The organism is Ruegeria conchae (assembly GCF_000192475.1).
Taxonomy (GTDB): Bacteria; Pseudomonadota; Alphaproteobacteria; order Rhodobacterales; family Rhodobacteraceae; genus Ruegeria; species Ruegeria conchae.
Genome location: NZ_AEYW01000023.1, coordinates 16,386 through 32,102, shown reverse-complemented (window position 1 = coordinate 32,102; position 15,717 = coordinate 16,386). Strand labels below are relative to the sequence as shown.

18 protein-coding genes are annotated in these 15,717 nt (G+C 57.2%); 11 read left to right on the top strand and 7 right to left on the bottom strand.

What is annotated here, in order from left to right:
* Positions 1-16: 16 nt before the first annotated feature.
* The 3 genes from G7G_RS0120135 to G7G_RS0120125 form a co-directional block, all read right to left on the bottom strand.
* Positions 17-343: a hypothetical protein gene (locus G7G_RS0120135; RefSeq protein ID WP_139056632.1), complete on the bottom strand. Its 327-nt coding sequence runs from the start codon at positions 341-343 to the stop codon at positions 17-19.
* 1,262 nt (positions 344-1,605) lie between these two features.
* A complete protein-coding gene (locus G7G_RS24050) occupies positions 1,606-1,743 on the bottom strand; it encodes an entericidin A/B family lipoprotein (protein ID WP_010443271.1) in 138 nt (45 codons plus the stop codon).
* A gap of 188 nt (positions 1,744-1,931) precedes the next feature.
* On the bottom strand, positions 1,932-2,273 hold the full coding sequence (locus G7G_RS0120125) for an ArsR/SmtB family transcription factor (protein ID WP_010443270.1): 342 nt from the start codon (positions 2,271-2,273) through the stop codon (positions 1,932-1,934).
* A gap of 295 nt (positions 2,274-2,568) precedes the next feature.
* Here G7G_RS0120125 and G7G_RS0120120 point away from each other — a divergent pair, with 295 nt between their 5' ends.
* The 6 genes from G7G_RS0120120 (at position 2,569) to G7G_RS0120095 (ending at position 6,432) form a co-directional block, all read left to right on the top strand.
* Positions 2,569-3,201: an ATP-dependent Clp protease proteolytic subunit gene (locus tag G7G_RS0120120; protein WP_010443269.1), complete on the top strand. Its 633-nt coding sequence runs from the start codon at positions 2,569-2,571 to the stop codon at positions 3,199-3,201.
* 135 nt (positions 3,202-3,336) lie between these two features.
* Positions 3,337-4,602 (top strand): ATP-dependent Clp protease ATP-binding subunit ClpX, encoded by a 1,266-nt coding sequence (clpX, locus tag G7G_RS0120115; protein ID WP_010443268.1) that lies wholly within the window; start codon positions 3,337-3,339, stop codon positions 4,600-4,602.
* Between the two features lie 192 nt (positions 4,603-4,794).
* Complete coding sequence (locus tag G7G_RS0120110; RefSeq protein ID WP_010443267.1) at positions 4,795-5,157, top strand: RidA family protein; 363 nt, start codon at positions 4,795-4,797, stop codon at positions 5,155-5,157.
* Positions 5,158-5,236: 79 nt separating this feature from the next.
* Positions 5,237-5,620 carry an NADH:ubiquinone oxidoreductase subunit NDUFA12 gene (locus G7G_RS0120105; RefSeq protein ID WP_010443266.1) on the top strand — a complete coding sequence of 128 codons (384 nt, stop codon included), beginning with the start codon at positions 5,237-5,239 and terminating at the stop codon, positions 5,618-5,620.
* Positions 5,621-5,623: 3 nt separating this feature from the next.
* Positions 5,624-6,076, top strand: coding sequence for an outer membrane lipid asymmetry maintenance protein MlaD (mlaD, locus tag G7G_RS0120100; RefSeq protein ID WP_010443265.1), 453 nt, complete (start codon positions 5,624-5,626; stop codon positions 6,074-6,076).
* A complete protein-coding gene (locus tag G7G_RS0120095; RefSeq protein ID WP_010443264.1) occupies positions 6,073-6,432 on the top strand; it encodes a DUF2155 domain-containing protein in 360 nt (119 codons plus the stop codon). Before mlaD ends, G7G_RS0120095 begins: the two co-directional genes overlap by 4 nt.
* On the opposite strand, the gene aat is transcribed toward G7G_RS0120095, so the two are convergent.
* From aat to G7G_RS0120075, 4 genes are all read right to left on the bottom strand, one after another.
* Positions 6,396-7,028, bottom strand: coding sequence for a leucyl/phenylalanyl-tRNA--protein transferase (gene aat, locus G7G_RS0120090; RefSeq protein WP_010443263.1), 633 nt, complete (start codon positions 7,026-7,028; stop codon positions 6,396-6,398). The genes G7G_RS0120095 and aat overlap by 37 nt on opposite strands.
* A gap of 48 nt (positions 7,029-7,076) precedes the next feature.
* Positions 7,077-8,426 carry an acetyl-CoA carboxylase biotin carboxylase subunit gene (accC, locus tag G7G_RS0120085; protein ID WP_010443262.1) on the bottom strand — a complete coding sequence of 450 codons (1,350 nt, stop codon included), beginning with the start codon at positions 8,424-8,426 and terminating at the stop codon, positions 7,077-7,079.
* A gap of 9 nt (positions 8,427-8,435) precedes the next feature.
* A complete protein-coding gene (gene accB / locus G7G_RS0120080; protein WP_010443261.1) occupies positions 8,436-8,933 on the bottom strand; it encodes an acetyl-CoA carboxylase biotin carboxyl carrier protein in 498 nt (165 codons plus the stop codon).
* A 150-nt stretch (positions 8,934-9,083) separates the two neighbouring features.
* Positions 9,084-9,620, bottom strand: coding sequence for a helix-turn-helix domain-containing protein (locus tag G7G_RS0120075; RefSeq protein ID WP_010443260.1), 537 nt, complete (start codon positions 9,618-9,620; stop codon positions 9,084-9,086).
* A 176-nt stretch (positions 9,621-9,796) separates the two neighbouring features.
* Between G7G_RS0120075 and G7G_RS0120070 the strand changes: the two genes are divergently transcribed.
* The 5 genes from G7G_RS0120070 (at position 9,797) to G7G_RS0120050 (ending at position 15,714) form a co-directional block, all read left to right on the top strand.
* Complete coding sequence (locus tag G7G_RS0120070; RefSeq protein ID WP_010443259.1) at positions 9,797-11,092, top strand: helix-turn-helix transcriptional regulator; 1,296 nt, start codon at positions 9,797-9,799, stop codon at positions 11,090-11,092.
* A gap of 78 nt (positions 11,093-11,170) precedes the next feature.
* Positions 11,171-11,551 (top strand): response regulator transcription factor, encoded by a 381-nt coding sequence (locus tag G7G_RS0120065; RefSeq protein WP_010443258.1) that lies wholly within the window; start codon positions 11,171-11,173, stop codon positions 11,549-11,551.
* Positions 11,548-11,874: a hypothetical protein gene (locus tag G7G_RS0120060; protein WP_010443257.1), complete on the top strand. Its 327-nt coding sequence runs from the start codon at positions 11,548-11,550 to the stop codon at positions 11,872-11,874. Before G7G_RS0120065 ends, G7G_RS0120060 begins: the two co-directional genes overlap by 4 nt.
* Complete coding sequence (locus G7G_RS0120055; RefSeq protein ID WP_010443256.1) at positions 11,862-14,543, top strand: ATP-binding protein; 2,682 nt, start codon at positions 11,862-11,864, stop codon at positions 14,541-14,543. The genes G7G_RS0120060 and G7G_RS0120055 overlap by 13 nt, the downstream gene beginning before the upstream one ends.
* A gap of 76 nt (positions 14,544-14,619) precedes the next feature.
* Positions 14,620-15,714, top strand: a complete 1,095-nt coding sequence (locus tag G7G_RS0120050) for a FliM/FliN family flagellar motor C-terminal domain-containing protein (RefSeq protein ID WP_010443255.1) — start codon at positions 14,620-14,622, stop codon at positions 15,712-15,714.
* The last annotated feature ends 3 nt before the right edge of the window (positions 15,715-15,717 follow it).

Below are 15,717 nucleotides of genomic sequence, written 5' to 3'. Positions count from 1 at the left end.
CTAGCGAAGATGTGGGTCATGGTCCTTCGCAGACCAGCGGAAAGACCCCGACCTCCGGGATCTTGAGCGTGCCAACGGTGATTTGGTCGTCGCCTTCAACAGCCGTTATCAGCCGCACTGATGCAACAATGCGGTCAAACTCAGGATCGGCGAAATCCAGCAATGTGTGCGTGTTCTCCGCAGCCCCCTGTGCCAAAACAAGGGGCAGCGCACCTTCTATCTCTGTCATGCTCCAGTCCTGTCCATCCGCGTGGATAGTCGCGCTGACAATCGCAAGGCCGGGTACGGCTCCAAAGCCAAATGCTACCGCAACGCCTGACTCATCAGGTGCTTCACAGGACACAAGAAACGTCGCAAAAGAAGGGCTTGCAATGACGCTTGCCACAAACGCGAGTACGATTGTTCGTATAATGATTGGTTCCTCCGTTTGCAGCCCATTTCACAGCCTATGACGTTTCGGTCTTAACATGAAACGCCGATGCACCGCCGTGTTTTTGGCACTTTTGTGACATTGGCGATTGGTGGCAGTTCAAGTGAATGCCTACTCGTGTCGGATCCCAATGCGAAACAGGTGCCATGCGCATCAGTTTACAGAATACAAAAAGTATTTGCGCAATACGGGGCTGCCCAAAAGTGCATTAGAAATGGTGAACACTTGGCCGATTTCGGAAGAAGTGATTTCACCAATGCGTTTGCGCGCAATCAGATGGGGTTACGTTAATCCGGCATGCCAACTCGTCCTGAGGATCGCAAGTGAATGGAATTGTCACGTGCGCTAGGGAATCATTGGTTCTTCGATTCGAAAAATCTGGGTTCAGAATACCGATTCCTTTGGTACTGCACCCTAAGAACAACGCTCAGAACCTTCGCAAGTGCAGAAACTGGGTGATATCTGGCTCGTAGCACGCTTTTTAATTTGTCTGCGTCCAAGCCTGTGTCATGACGCAAATTCTCGGGTTATCCACATTTATCTCCCGCCGGATATCAACAGTTTATCCCCGTCTAATTTTCATGCTGCAGTGCTATTTTCTTGCCCGAACAGGGTCCTGATGCAAAAGTCTGGATACGGCTTCTGATCTTCGGAACAGGGGTTGGACGCAAAGGCCAAGGGGGCCACGGCGACAAAGGCAGGTTTTAGGATTTGTTCTTGGTTGCAATGGTTTACCGGTAGTGGATCAGATAAACTGGGCTTCGGTTCGGATTAGGTGGTCGGCTTCTCAGAAGGTCTGCGCGGGCTGCGACGCGACATAGCGCGTGTGGCAGTCGCCAATGCCTCTTCGGGGGCAGAGGCAACTGGATCGGGACGCCCCTCGGGCGGTTCGAACCGGCAAGGCGTCAGGAGTGTCCGTAAGGATGCATGCAAAGACCGCGTCTGAGCACCTGGCGCCTTTTCCTTTTTTAGAACTTAAGGTTCATACAGGCTACCACGCACAAACCTCCGGAACGGAACGGGGTTCTTTTGCTTGCGCAAAAGAACCCCGTAGAAGTGTCAGAAATGCAATGCCGCGTCTATGCACCTGTGCGGACGACACTACGCCTGTTGTTTGGGTCTGGCAACTACATATTGCGGATTAGGCGTTGCTAAACCGCAACATCCCGTCGTAATCAGATGTTTTCCTGAACGTCCTCAGCCGCGTTCTGGATAGCATCGCCTGCATTTTCGATGTCTTTGCCCGCACCCTTTGCGGTTTCGCAAGCGGTAAGTGTGAATAGGGCCAGGCCAATTAGAATTGCTCGGATCATCGATTGCTCCATAAGTGATTGTTTCGAATTGGGTAGCAGCTTTTATGTATCAGAGCCACAGATTTCAAAGGCTCCTTCGCTTACATCGCTCGTATAGCGAACGGCGCGTAAATACGACCTCAAGACTACGGAGAAGGCCTTGGGCCCGTTTCCAGTTACACCTTGGATTTTAGCCAGATTTACAGGAATTAGCCTGCTTCCGGACTACAGAACAGCTCGTACACCACCTCAAGTATCCGCGCGGGTCTTTCGTCCGCTAATCGGTAGTAGATTGTCTTGCCCTCCCGTCTGGGAACGACAAGCCCCTCCAATCTGAGGCGTGACAATTGCTGTGAGACGGCCGCCTGCCGGGCCGACAGCAGCCGCTCTAACTCGGTCACGGATTTCTCGCCGGAAACAAGGTGGCACAGGATCATTAAACGCCCTTCGTGGCTGATCGCCTTGAGAAAATTCGACGCGCGGGTTGCGTTTTCAACCATCCGCTCAAGTTCGGACTGTGACATATCTTCGGTCATTTGCGGCAAAGCCATGATCGTGTTCCTCGATTATATTCGCCCAAGTTCGAGATTGTCTGAAGTTACTAGGTTGAAAGTGCAATTGGTACAACTACGAGGCATGTATCACTATATGCACGGATCAAAATAACGTGATGTTATATGGTATATTCCTGTCGGTTTGCCAGACCTCTCGTGGAGGAGTTTCGGAAACCGAAGGAATTCCTCGGAACGCTCAGCCCCCCTTGCAGCCCCCCAACAGCAGCACTAAGACTCGGGTAACTCTTCTTCGGGTAAAGTCCCGATCCATCGCAAAGCAGGCAGGTTCCGAATGTTCGATCCAGTTGAAACATATATGAACACTCTCGTCCCCATGGTCGTCGAGCAGACCAGCCGGGGCGAACGCGCGTATGATATTTTCTCGCGCCTTCTGAAAGAGCGAATTATTTTCATCAACGGACCGATCCACGATGGAATGAGCCATCTGGTCGTCGCTCAGCTGCTGCATCTCGAGGCTGAAAACCCGAACAAGGAAATCTCGATTTACATCAATTCGCCCGGTGGCGTGGTCACCAGCGGTTTGTCGATTTACGACACAATGCAGTATATCAAGCCGAAATGTTCTACATTGGTGATCGGTCAGGCGGCTTCGATGGGGTCCGTTCTTTTGGCTGGTGGCGAGAAGGGAATGCGGTTTTCTCTGCCCAACAGCCGGATCATGGTGCATCAGCCCAGCGGTGGATATCAGGGTCAGGCCAGCGATATCATGATCCACGCGGCCGAGACGCAAAAACTCAAGGATCGCCTGTATGATATCTATGTGCGCCATACAGGACAGACAAAAAAGGCGGTTGAAAAGGCTCTGGATCGCGACAATTTCATGAGCCCGGAAGAGGCCAAGGAGTGGGGTCACATCGACGAGATCGTCGAGAACCGCGCCAAAATGGACGGCGACGACGCCTAGGTTCAAATCCGCGCGCGTCAGGCGTGAGGATTGATTTTGAGATTGTAGCTGCCAGAGGGCTGGCCTAAGCTGCAGGCATATACGGCAAGCGCGGCCCCGAGATGGGCTGCTGAGACGGAGCCCGAGGGGTAAAGCATGGCGACGAATTCAGGCGGTGACGGCAAGAACACGCTCTATTGCAGCTTTTGCGGCAAAAGCCAGCATGAGGTGCGTAAGCTGATCGCAGGCCCGACCGTGTTCATCTGCGACGAATGTGTCGAGCTGTGCATGGACATCATCCGTGAAGAGACCAAGGCCAGCGGCCTGAAATCCTCGGACGGCGTGCCAACGCCCAAGGATATCTGCGAAGTGTTGGACGATTACGTGATCGGTCAGGCCACCGCCAAGCGGGTGCTTTCAGTTGCGGTCCACAACCACTACAAACGTCTGAATCATGCCCAGAAAGCGGGCAGTGATATCGAGCTTGCCAAATCCAACATCCTGTTGATCGGTCCCACCGGTTGCGGAAAGACCTTGCTGGCGCAAACGCTGGCACGGATTCTGGACGTGCCCTTTACGATGGCGGACGCAACCACACTGACGGAAGCCGGCTACGTGGGTGAGGATGTCGAAAACATCATTCTCAAGCTGCTGCAAGCCAGCGAATACAATGTCGAACGCGCACAGCGCGGCATCGTCTATATCGACGAAGTCGACAAGATTACGCGCAAGTCCGAGAATCCATCGATCACTCGCGATGTCTCGGGTGAGGGCGTCCAGCAGGCGCTGCTGAAGCTGATGGAAGGCACCGTGGCCAGCGTTCCGCCGCAGGGTGGCCGTAAGCATCCTCAGCAGGAATTCTTGCAGGTGGATACCACAAATATCCTGTTTATCTGTGGTGGTGCATTTGCAGGCCTCGACAAGATTATTGCGCAACGTGGCAAAGGCTCGGCTATGGGCTTTGGGGCTGATGTCCGCGACAATGACGAACGCGGTGTGGGCGAGATCTTCAAGGATCTTGAACCCGAGGATCTGCTGAAGTTTGGCCTGATCCCTGAATTTGTTGGCCGTCTGCCGGTTCTGGCAACGCTCGAAGATCTGGACGAAGATGCGCTGGTTACCATCCTGACCAGCCCCAAGAACGCTTTGGTCAAGCAATACCAGCGCCTGTTCGAATTGGAAGACGCCGAACTGGGCTTTACCGATGACGCGCTGAAAGCGATTGCGAAAAAAGCGATCGAGCGCAAAACCGGTGCGCGTGGTCTGCGTTCGATCCTCGAAGACATCCTGCTGGATACAATGTTCGAACTGCCGGGCATGAAGAACGTGACCGAAGTCGTAGTCAATGAGGAAGCGGTAACGTCGGATTCGCAACCACTGATCATCTACGCTGATACAGCTGAATCTGCTTCCGCTGGTTGAGCCGAGGCTGATTGCCCGCGGCGCTGGTTCGGGAGTTCTGCCCCCGTAGCCATTGGGCGACTTCCCCGAAGTATTGATAGCCAGATGAAGCAGGGGTCCGCTCTTCATCTGGCTATTAATACTTCGGAGCGCGACGCAGAGCCTCGCATTGAATCGGCTCTGAGGTCATTGAGGCAATTTTAGTAGGCGATCATGGCAATCAAACGGATATCATCCAACGGCGAATTCGAAGCCAAGGCTGGCTATTGCCGCGCAGTTGTCACTAGAGGCTGGGTTCATGTCGCAGGGACTGTAAGTCAGGGGGACACGGTGGTTGACCAATGTCGCTCAGCTCTGTCGATTATCGAAAATGCGCTTATCGAGGCTGGCTCATCATTCTCAGACGTCGTGCGCGTCACATATATGTTGCCGGATCGCACCGAGTTCGAGCCTTGCTGGCCTGTTTTGGCCGAGACGTTTGGCGCGAACCCTCCTGCAGCCACGATGATTGAATGCGGGTTGATCGATCCGAAGTATCGGATCGAAATTGAGGTTACCGCTATTCTGCCGGAATGACGCAGGCAAGCCCGGTGGCACTGGACCTCAGCGTGCCTTTGGTCCATATCTTCGGGGACAGAAATGCCGGAGGCAGCCGATGGGAATCCTGAACAGTCTTTTGCGGGCCGTGACCTGGTGGAACGGAGCCACCCTGAACACGCAGTTCTACACTGCGCGCAAAGGGATCAAGGTCGGTGAAGACGATGAAGGCAACGTGTTCTATCGTAACGCAGACGACAGCAAACGTTGGGTGATCTTCAATGGTGAGGCCGAGGCCAGCCGGATCGACCCTGATTGGCATGGATGGCTGCATCGCACTTGGGATGAACCGCCAACCGACAAACCTCTGGCTCACAAATCCTGGGAGAAACCGCATCAGGAAAACCTGACGGGAACCGCGCTGGCCTATGCTCCGGCAGGATCGCTGCGTCGTGCTGATCCGGTAGAGCGCTCGGACTACGAGGCGTGGAGCCCGGAATAAGCAATGTCAGCTCATACCAAGACCGAAGTTATTGTCGGCGGTGCCGTGCTGGCCTGCGCCATTGCTTTTGGCGTCTATGCCAGCCAGTCCACTGGCCTGTCCCAGTCCAGCGCAGGATACGAGTTGGGCGCGTCTTTTCGTTCTCTTGAAGGTGTCGGCGTTGGAACCGATGTGCGCCTAGCCGGTGTGAAAATCGGTACAGTAACGGGCGTTACATTGAATTCTGACACCTACCGTGCCGATACACAATTTTCCGTGGCGGATGGCATTTTGATCCCGGATGACAGCGCAGTTGTGATTTCCTCAGAAGGTTTGCTGGGAGGCAATTTTGTTGAGGTGATGCCCGGCGGCTCTCCGTTCTATTTTGAGCCGGGTGATGAGATCGAGGACACGCAGGGCGCGGTCAGCCTGATCTCATTGTTGGTCAAGTTTGTGGCAGGGGACGGCAGCGAATGATCCGTGCGGCCCTCGCTGCGCTGCTGGTCACCGCGACTGCTGCGGCTGCACAGCAAAAGGTAGAGTCCGGTCCGGGCGCCATGCTGCGCGGGCTGGATAAGGTTAGCGGGCAGACCTTGGATATCGAGGTTCAGAACGGACAGACGGCGACCGTATTCGGGTTGGACGTTGCACTGGGCGATTGCCGCTACCCGGCTGACAACCCCACGGGCGACGCCTTTGCCTATCTGACAATTTGGGAACAGGGCAAGGCGCAGCAGCTATTTGACGGCTGGATGATAGCGACCTCGCCCGCGCTGAACGCGCTGGACCATGCGCGTTACGATGTCTGGGTGATCCGCTGTATCACACCCTGAGGTGTCTGCTGCAGATCAGCGGTGAAATCTGCTTTTAGATCAATCGCTTGTTTCAACTCGCTGTGATAAACTGCACGCGGGATTTCGATCGCGCCCAATGAGGCCAGATGCGCGGTCAGAAACTGCGTATCGAACAGCGTGAACCCGGTTTGGCGCAACCGATCCACCAGGTAGGCAAGTGCGATCTTCGATGCGTCCGTGCGGCGCGAAAACATGCTTTCGCCAAAAAAGGCTGCGCCCAGAACCACACCATAAACCCCGCCAACCAGCGAAGCACCCTCCCGGACTTCGAGGGAATGCGCGCGGCCGGCCCGATGTAGTTCCTGATACAGGCGGCGCAGTTCAGGATTGATCCAGGTTTCCGATCGGTCGGCGCAGCCATCCACCACGCCCGCAAAATCGCGATTGATGCTTATCGTGAACCCACACGTCCGCAAGCGACGCGCCAGACTGCGTGAGATGTGAAAGCCATCCAGCGGGAACACGCCGCGAATCTTCGGATCAACCCAGAACAGCTCGGGGTCATCGCGGTGCTCGGCCATCGGAAAGATGCCGATGGAGTAGCCATGCAGCAGAAGTTTAGGGGAAAGGCTCATGCTGGGTGCCCCGGGGCCAGAGGGCCGTAGACCTCTGATCCCGTTTTCTTATTGGGCCATGTTCTCCGCAAGCCAGTGCTCCAGCCAGTGGATGTTATAGTCACCGCTATGCAAGTCAGGTTCCTGCAGCAGCGCGTGGAACAGCGGCACGGTGGTGTCGATGCCGTCGACGATTAGCTCTCCCAACGCGCGTTCCAGACGCGCCAGCGCTTCGGCCCGGTCACGGCCCTGCACGATCAGCTTTGCGATCAGCGAGTCGTAATACGGCGGGATCGAGTAGCCATCATAGAGCGCCGAATCCATCCGCACGCCCAGACCACCCGGCGCGTGATAGGCTGTGATCTTGCCGGGGCAAGGCGAGAAGTTCGGCAGTTTTTCCGCGTTGATACGAACCTCAATGGCGTGGCCGTTGATCTCCAAATCGTCCTGACCGAACGACATGTCCTCACCAGCGGCGACAAGGATCTGCTCGCGCACTAGATCGACGCCAAAGATGCCTTCAGTCACCGGATGTTCCACCTGCAGACGGGTATTCATCTCGATGAAGTAGAACTCGCCATTCTCATAGAGGAACTCGATGGTGCCAGCGCCGATATAGTTGATCTTTGCCACCGCGTCGGCGCAAACCTTACCGATCTTGGCTCGTTCTTCCGGGGTGATGCATGGGCCGGGGGCCTCTTCGAACACTTTCTGGTGGCGACGCTGCAGCGAGCAGTCGCGCTCGCCCAGATGAACCGCCTTGCCCTTGCCGTCGCCGAAAACTTGAATCTCGATGTGGCGCGGCGTCGTCAGGTATTTCTCGATATAGACCTCGTCATTGCCAAAGGCTGCTTTGCCTTCGGCGCGCGCGGTCATGAAGGCGCTTTCCATCTCATCTGCGGTCATCGCGACTTTCATGCCGCGACCGCCGCCACCGGCGGTGGCTTTGATGATGACGGGATAGCCGAACTCTTCGCCGATGCGCTTGGCATCTTCCAAGGTGGGAACGCCGCCATTGGAGCCGGGAACGCAAGGCACGCCCAGTTCCTTCATCGTGTCCTTGGCGGTGATCTTGTCACCCATGACGCGAATATGTTCTGCGGTGGGGCCGATGAAGGTGATGCCGTGATCTTCGACGATCTGAACGAACTCGGCATTTTCGGAGAGGAAGCCATAGCCGGGATGGATCGCCTGCGCGCCGGTGATTTCACAGGCCGAGATGATCGCGGGCACGGACAGATAGCTTTGCGGGCTGGGCGGGGGGCCGATGCAGACCGATTCGTCGGCCATACGCACATGCATCGCGTCGCTGTCGGCGGTGGAATGGACGGCAACCGTCTTGATCCCCATCTCGCGCGCGGCTCGTATCACACGCAGGGCGATCTCGCCTCGGTTGGCAATCAGGATTTTGTCGAACATGGGCCCGCCTTACTCAACGATGACCAGAGGCGTGCCGAATTCCACGGCATCACCATCGCCGACCAGAATGCGCTTGATGGTGCCCGATTTGGGCGCGTGGATGTGGTTCATGGTCTTCATTGCTTCGACGATCAGCAGCGTGTCGCCTTCCGAGACAGATGCACCAACCGAGATAAACGCGGGCGCGCCCGGTTCGGGCTGCATGTAAACGGTGCCGACCATGGGAGAGGTCACAGCGCCGGGGTGGCTGGCGGGATCATCCATCGCAGCAGGCGCCTCGGCGGCGGGGGCAGGTGCGGCGGCAGGTGCGGCTGCGGGTGCTGCCGCAGGAACCGCCACCTGAACCGGAGCGGCAACAGTCTGCGACATACGGCTGACGCGGACATTCAGGCTGTCGTCATCGCCATATTCGCGTTTGACCTGCAATTCGGTCAGGTCATTCTCGCGCAGCAGTTCGGCCAGTGCCTTGATAAACGCGACATCCGCTTCGTGTTTGGTATCTGTCATGAGTGTCCTCGAAGGTTCCCCTATGGCCCGTCTGTTCCCTGCGGGCTTGGTCTGATTACGCAGGGTTATAAGCTATGCAGACGCCCATGAAAAGCGTCGACTGAGCCCGTTAAATAGGGGTTTTCGCGTCAAGTTCGAGGGGCGCTGCAATTACAGCGGCGTCCCTGACAATTTTGCCACCAACTCGGGCAGCTTTCGAGCGCCATATTTCTCTAGAAGACGAGCGCGATAGGCCTCGATTGTGCGATAACTCAGCCCCAATTCCACTCCGATTTCTTTTGCAGACAGGCCGCGGCAGGACAGGATGGCGACTTCGCGTTCGCGGGTGGTCAATTGCACAAGCGGGCGTTCTTCCGAGATATCCGAAAAGCTCCATATCCCGTGACGAAACGGATCGTCGGGCGTAAGGGACCGCCCTCGTGCGCGGCACCAAAACAGGTCCCCGTCGCGCCTCCGCATAACTCGTTCATCCGTATAGTACCCGGTGTCGCGCATCACTTGCAGGCTGCGTGCGCCTATCCGCTCCCAATCGGCAACCGAGGGATAAAGATGTAGCAAGGGCATGTTGCGGTAATCAGCTTCATCCCCGCCAAAGGTCCGCGCAAATTGCAGATTGCACCGCCGGATGATCCGGTTCTCAAGCTCGACTAGGCCGATTGGTGCGTATTCGAAGGCGGGATCGCTCATGTCCTTATGGTGACGGGTATTGCGTTGAATTAGAAGAGCAGGCGGCGGGAAAGGGTGGGTTTCTTTCTGTTGTCGCTGTCAAAGTTGTAAATCTTATTTGATAATTCTTCGCCAAGGGTTAAAAATCATGCAGTTATTCTGCAAATCTGTTTCCAGTCGTCAAGGATACAAACACGATGCGAGATACCCTGACCGGCAGCCGGATACGCGAAAGGCGGCAAATCTCGGGGTTGCGACAGGCGGAACTGGCGCGGAAGGTGGGGATTTCGGCATCGTATCTGAACCTGATCGAACACAATCGCCGCCGCATTGGTGGTAAGCTTCTAGTCGATATTGCGGCGGTTTTGTCAGTGGAGCCATCGCTGCTGACGCAAGGGATAGAAGATACGCTCATCTCAGCACTGCGCGAGGCAGCGGCAGATGCGGTTGGTCAGAAGGCCGAGGTTGACGGGCTTGAAGAATTTGCCGGGCGTTTTCCTGGCTGGTCCGGCGTTCTGGCACAGATGCATCGCCGCGTAGTGACGTTGGAACGTACAGTCGAAACCCTTTCGGATCGTTTGACCCATGACCCACATCTGGCCGCTTCGATGCATGAGGTGCTGTCGACCGCTGCCGCCATTCGTTCAACCGCCGCGATTCTGGCCGAACCCGGAGAGATCGAGGCCGAATGGCGCGACCGCTTCCATCGCAACCTGCATCAGGATGCCGAGCGGCTGGCCGAAAGCTCCAAAGCGCTAGTGGCCTATCTTGATGACAGTGACGGGCAACGCGATCTGCGTGGCATCCCCCTTGATGCGGTCGAGGCCTTTTTTGCTGAACAGGGATATCATTTCCCGGAACTCGAAGCCGGAGGGAAATTAACCGATGTGCTGCTGGATGGGCTCGAGTCCTCCGCCGCCAACGCCGTAGCCTCGGGCTTGCTGGAACTTTACGCAGCCGATGCGCTGGCCATGCCGTTGGATCAGGTGCGCTCCGCGCTTGATGCATCAGATCCTGACCCGCTGGCCCTCGCGGCAGCATTTTCGGTGGATTTGGTTACGGTGCTGCGACGGTTGGCCTTTCTGCCCGAAGGCACGCTGGCACGTCCTGCAGGGCTGGTGATCTGCGACGCCTCGGGCGGCGTTCTTTTCTATAAGCCTGCGCCGGGCTTTGCCCTGCCGCGCCATGGCGAGGCGTGCCCGCTCTGGCCTTTGTTCACGGCGCTAAACCGTCCTCTGGTGCCGATCCGTAAGCGCGTCGTGCAGCTTGGCCGCACCGCCGCCCAGTTTGAATGTTTCGCCATCGCCTCCCCCCAACCGGCCGAGGAATTCGGAGCCGAGCCGGTCTACCGTTCGGTCATGTTGGTGCTGCCGGTTGAAGACACCGTGCGGCCGACGGAGAACGCGGCGCAAGTCGGGGTCAGTTGTCGGATTTGCCCCAAACGAGATTGCGGCGCACGTCGGGAACCGTCGATCTTGAGCGAAGGGTTTTGACAGTTTCGTGACGCTGCGCTTAAGCTGGTCTGGACAGGTGGCCGGACGTGCAACCGGTCCTGGGGAGGAAGTACAAATATGAGCCGTAAGGTTCTGTTGATCGAGGATGAACCCAATATCACCGAGGCGATCCGTTTTTTGCTGACGCGTGAAGGGTGGCAGGTTGAAACGCATGCCGAGGGAACGGACGCGGTGCAGGTAATCCTGTCCGCTCAGCCCGATTTGGTGATTCTGGATGTGATGTTGCCGGGTAAAAGCGGAATGGATGTGCTGCGTGATCTGCGCGAGCATGAGGAGATGAAGGCATTGCCCGTCCTGATGCTGACTGCTCGCGGGCAATCCCGTGACCGGGAGATGGCCGAACAGGCCGGGGTCAGTCGTTTCATGACCAAGCCGTTCTCGAATGCCGAGGTTTTGACGGCGGTGCGTGACCTGCATGCGCAGGCGTCACAGTCATGAATTCCCCGGACGACGGCAAAGGCCGGCCCTCGCCGGCCCGACCGTCTCTGTTTCTCGAGCGGCAGGGTTATCGTCGGCGCAGACTGGCGGATGCGGCGCGGCTGCTGCCATTTCTGGGGGCCGCCCTGCTTGCGCTACCGCTTCTGTGGCCTGATGAAAGTGAAAGTGAAAGTGCCGAGGCGTTGTCGCTTTCCTCAGCCATGTTCTACATCTTTGCCTGCTGGGGGATTCTGATCCTGATCAGTGTGGTCTTTGGCATTGCTGCCAGGCGTATGGCAGCGCGCGAGAACGCCGAGCCCGGGGCCGAGTCATGGCGACGCTGAATGTCCTGATCCTGGTCTGTCTGGGCTACGTGGTGCTGCTGTTCGGCGTGGCCTTTGCCGCTGATCGGGTTGCGGCACGCGGAGGTGGGAAATGGCTTCGGTCCCCGCTGATCTATACGCTGTCTCTGTCGATCTATTGCACCGCCTGGACATTCTATGGCGCGGTCGGCAACGCCGCGCGTTCTGGACTGGAATTTGTGACCATCTATTTGGGTCCAACTCTGGTAATGATCAGCTGGTGGTGGGGCCTGCGCAAGTTGGTTCGTATCGGACGCAGCCAGCGTGTGACCTCCATCGCTGACTTGATCTCGTCGCGTTACGGTAAGTCCAACACCCTGGCGGTTTGCGTGACGATCTTGGCGGTGCTGGGTGGCACGCCGTATATCGCGCTGCAATTGCAGTCGATCACGCTGTCGTTTTCGATCTTTGCCGAGGCTGATCCAACCGGCCTTTACCGCGAGGGATCCAGCGTATTCTGGGTCGCTGCCGGTCTGGCGGTCTTTGCGATCCTCTTCGGCACTCGCAATCTGGACGCAAACGAGCGCCACCACGGCGTTGTCACGGCTATTGCCTTGGAATCAGTTGTTAAACTCTTTGCTCTGCTGGCGGTTGGTATCTTTGTCGTCTGGGGCGTCGCGGGGGGGCTGGGGCCGATGATGGACCAGATCGACGCGTCTGAGATTGGTCAGTGGCATGTGGATGCTGGGCGCTGGACCACTTTCATATTCCTCTCGGCAGCGGCTTTTGTCTGCCTGCCAAGGATGTTTCAGGTCATGGTGGTTGAGAATGATGACGAAGGCCATCTGCGCACTGCAGCCTGGGCCTTTCCGCTTTATCTGTTGCTTATGAGCCTATTTGTGGTGCCGATCGCGGTGGTCGGGCTGGACCTGATGCCTGAGGGATCGAACCCGGACCTGTTTGTGCTGACCGTGCCGCTGTCGCTGGGCAATGACTGGCTGGCGATGCTGTCCTTCATCGGCGGGTTCTCCTCGGCTACGTCGATGGTGATCGTCACGGCCATGGCGCTGTCGACCATGGTCTCGAACCACTTGGTCATGCCGATCTGGCTGAATACGCAGGAAGGCACCGCGTCGGTATCCGGTGATGTCCGGACCATCGTTCTGATGGCCCGCCGTGTCTCGATCGCTGTGATCATGGCACTGGGCTATTTCTACTACAGCTTGTCAGGTGGCGGGGCTGCACTGGCTTCAATCGGTCTGGTGGCCTTTGCAGGGATCTCTCAGATCCTGCCCGCTCTGGTGGGTGGTTTGTTCTGGCGCGGTGCGACCAGAACCGGGGCGTTGGTGGGGCTCAGTGTTGGGTTCTTCCTGTGGATTTATACTCTGCTGCTGCCCGGCATGGAAGGTGGTATCATCCCGGCGTCGGTGATCGAAAATGGACCTTTCGGCTGGGGCTGGCTACGCCCGCAAGCGCTCTTTGGGATCGAAGGAATTGATCCGATGGTGCATACAGTCATGTGGTCGCTGTCACTGAACACAATCGCCTTCTGCGTCGCTTCGATGCTCAGCTTTCCAAGCCCGCTGGAACGCCTGCAGGGTGCACAATTCGTCAATGTCTTCGACCACTCGGTTTCGGCGCGCGGCTGGACCGGGTCAGTAGCGCAAAGCGAAGATCTGATGATCATGACCCAGCGGATTTTGGGCACCATACCCGCGCAGGAGTTCTTTCAGGCCGAAGCGGAACGGCAGAATGGCCGGCCTGGACGTCTTCCCGAACCAACTCCGCAGTTTCTGGAACGGCTGGAACGTGAACTCAGCGGTTCGGTAGGTGCCGCAACCGCCCATGCGATGATTGGTCAGATCGTGGGTGGTGCGTCTGTTTCGGTCGAGGACCTGCTGGCTGTAGCCGACGAATCCGCTCAGATGCTGGAATATTCCAGCCAGCTCGAAGCGAAATCGGCTGAACTCAGCCGCACTGCGCGCCAGTTAAGGGAGGCCAACGCCAAGCTCACCCAAGTATCAAAGCAGAAAGACGCCTTTCTCAGTCAGGTCAGCCACGAATTGCGCACGCCGATGACCTCGATCCGCGCATTTTCCGAAATCCTGCGCGACGCCGAGGGCCTGAGCGCAGAAGAGCAGACCCGCTATGCTGCGATCATTCATGACGAGTCGCTGCGTCTGACCCGGCTGCTGGACGATCTGCTGGATTTGAGTGTCCTGGAAAGCGGGCAGGTCAGCCTGAATATGGATGACGCAACGCTGAACGAGGTATTGGATCGCGCAGTCTCAAGTGCTCTGGCAGGCAGTGATCGCAAGATTGGTGTGCGGCGGGTGCGCGCCAACGAACGCATCCCGCTCTACACTGATCTGGATCGGCTGGGGCAGGTCTTCATTAATTTGATCTCGAATGCTCAGAAATACTGCGACGCTGATGAACCGGTGCTGACGATATCGGCCCATGATGTTGGCGGGCAGATGGTGATTGATTTCATCGACAATGGCAGCGGCATCCCGACCGAGGCCCAATCGCTGGTGTTCGAGAAATTTGCCCGCGTTGGCTCGGACAAGGCAGGTGGGGCCGGGTTGGGTTTGGCGATTTGTCGCGAGATCATGCAGCGCCTAGGGGGCGAAGTCGCCTATTTGCCTGGGCACGCAGGAGCCGCCTTCCGTGTGAGTCTGCCACTTGCTTATCGGCAGGCCGCGCAATGAGGATGTCATAAAGATATTTGTAACGATCTGCGGGTTACACAATTCCTAGGTGTTTCTAAGACGGCAGAGCGGGGCGATGACCAAATCAGCATTGGCACGCAAACTATCGGCGAGGCAGGGTGGAGTTGATACACCCCGTTCAATTCTACGTGCCCTGCGGCTTGGTTTGGCGCGGGCGGCAGGTGATGGCATGGGGCTTGCGCTGGCAGTCATCGGGGCCAAACAGGCGTTGCGTGTGCAGGAGGATGTGACCGCGCGATTGAAACAGGGTTGGTTGATGCTGCTTTTTGGCTCGGATCAAGGTAGCGTGGCGGCAGTGTGTCTGGACCCGGGATGCGTGTCGGCCGTGATTCAGCAGCAGACGATCGCAATTGTCACCTCTGATCCACCGTCGGAGCGAATGTTTACGGACACTGACGCCGCCATGGTCGCCCCCTTGATCGAGGATATGCTGGGCCGGGCGCAGAAGCTGGTCGAATCCCCGGCGGATATGGCCAGCCTGTCGGGGTTTGAGTTCACATCGCGAGCTGAAGATCGGCGCAGCCTAACACTGGCGCTGGTGGATGAGGCATATCGTGTATTCGATCTGACAGTCGAGTTGGCTGGCGGTAGCCGACAGGGGGAGGTTTGCGCGTTGTTGCCTGACCGACCGCTGTCTGATGCGGAGCAGGAGGCGGAAAACAGTCTCGCGGGTATGAACCTCGATCAGGCATCCGGCGTGATGCGCGCTGAACTGAAAGCTGTAATCAGCCGTATTTCACTGCCGTTGACTGCTCTGTCAGAGTTGGCTGTTGGCAATGTCCTTCCGTTGCAAGGCGCGCGTGTGGATCGGGTTGAAGTTCTGTCAATCGACCGTGCCCGTATGGCGATTGGTCGGTTGGGGCAATGCGGTGGGATGCGCGCGGTTCGGATAAATGAACACAATTCGGTCGCGACATTGCCCACGAAGGACGACCAGACCTTTCTGGCTAGCAAGTCTGGCCCTGTTTCCAAACTTGACGATGACGAAAAGTCAGCATTGCTGGACGAAGAAATTGTGACCAGCGAACCGGCAATGAATGATACTCTGCTTGAACCGGATGATATCTTGCCATCGAATCCCGATCAACGCGTTGCCGAGATTTCACATCTTGCTGGACTGCCAGCGCCTGAGGGCGATGGGCCGTACTAGGTG

Excerpts from the sequence above, each read along its gene's own strand:
- aat (WP_010443263.1), bottom strand. The coding sequence starts at position 7,028 with ATGAGCCTTTCCCCTAAACTTCTGCTGCATGGCTACTCCATCGGCATC.
- G7G_RS0120055 (WP_010443256.1), top strand. The coding sequence starts at position 11,862 with ATGGCGACGCTGAATGTCCTGATCCTGGTCTGTCTGGGCTACGTGGTG.
- accC (WP_010443262.1), bottom strand. The coding sequence starts at position 8,426 with ATGTTCGACAAAATCCTGATTGCCAACCGAGGCGAGATCGCCCTGCGT.
- G7G_RS0120120 (WP_010443269.1), top strand. The coding sequence starts at position 2,569 with ATGTTCGATCCAGTTGAAACATATATGAACACTCTCGTCCCCATGGTC.
- G7G_RS0120105 (WP_010443266.1), top strand. The coding sequence starts at position 5,237 with ATGGGAATCCTGAACAGTCTTTTGCGGGCCGTGACCTGGTGGAACGGA.
- clpX (WP_010443268.1), top strand. The coding sequence starts at position 3,337 with ATGGCGACGAATTCAGGCGGTGACGGCAAGAACACGCTCTATTGCAGC.
- G7G_RS0120050 (WP_010443255.1), top strand. The coding sequence starts at position 14,620 with ATGACCAAATCAGCATTGGCACGCAAACTATCGGCGAGGCAGGGTGGA.
- mlaD (WP_010443265.1), top strand. The coding sequence starts at position 5,624 with ATGTCAGCTCATACCAAGACCGAAGTTATTGTCGGCGGTGCCGTGCTG.
- G7G_RS0120075 (WP_010443260.1), bottom strand. The coding sequence starts at position 9,620 with ATGAGCGATCCCGCCTTCGAATACGCACCAATCGGCCTAGTCGAGCTT.
- G7G_RS0120060 (WP_010443257.1), top strand. The coding sequence starts at position 11,548 with ATGAATTCCCCGGACGACGGCAAAGGCCGGCCCTCGCCGGCCCGACCG.
- G7G_RS0120065 (WP_010443258.1), top strand. The coding sequence starts at position 11,171 with ATGAGCCGTAAGGTTCTGTTGATCGAGGATGAACCCAATATCACCGAG.
- G7G_RS0120095 (WP_010443264.1), top strand. The coding sequence starts at position 6,073 with ATGATCCGTGCGGCCCTCGCTGCGCTGCTGGTCACCGCGACTGCTGCG.
- G7G_RS0120125 (WP_010443270.1), bottom strand. The coding sequence starts at position 2,273 with ATGGCTTTGCCGCAAATGACCGAAGATATGTCACAGTCCGAACTTGAG.
- G7G_RS0120070 (WP_010443259.1), top strand. The coding sequence starts at position 9,797 with ATGCGAGATACCCTGACCGGCAGCCGGATACGCGAAAGGCGGCAAATC.
- G7G_RS0120110 (WP_010443267.1), top strand. The coding sequence starts at position 4,795 with ATGGCAATCAAACGGATATCATCCAACGGCGAATTCGAAGCCAAGGCT.
- accB (WP_010443261.1), bottom strand. The coding sequence starts at position 8,933 with ATGACAGATACCAAACACGAAGCGGATGTCGCGTTTATCAAGGCACTG.
- G7G_RS24050 (WP_010443271.1), bottom strand. The coding sequence starts at position 1,743 with ATGATCCGAGCAATTCTAATTGGCCTGGCCCTATTCACACTTACCGCT.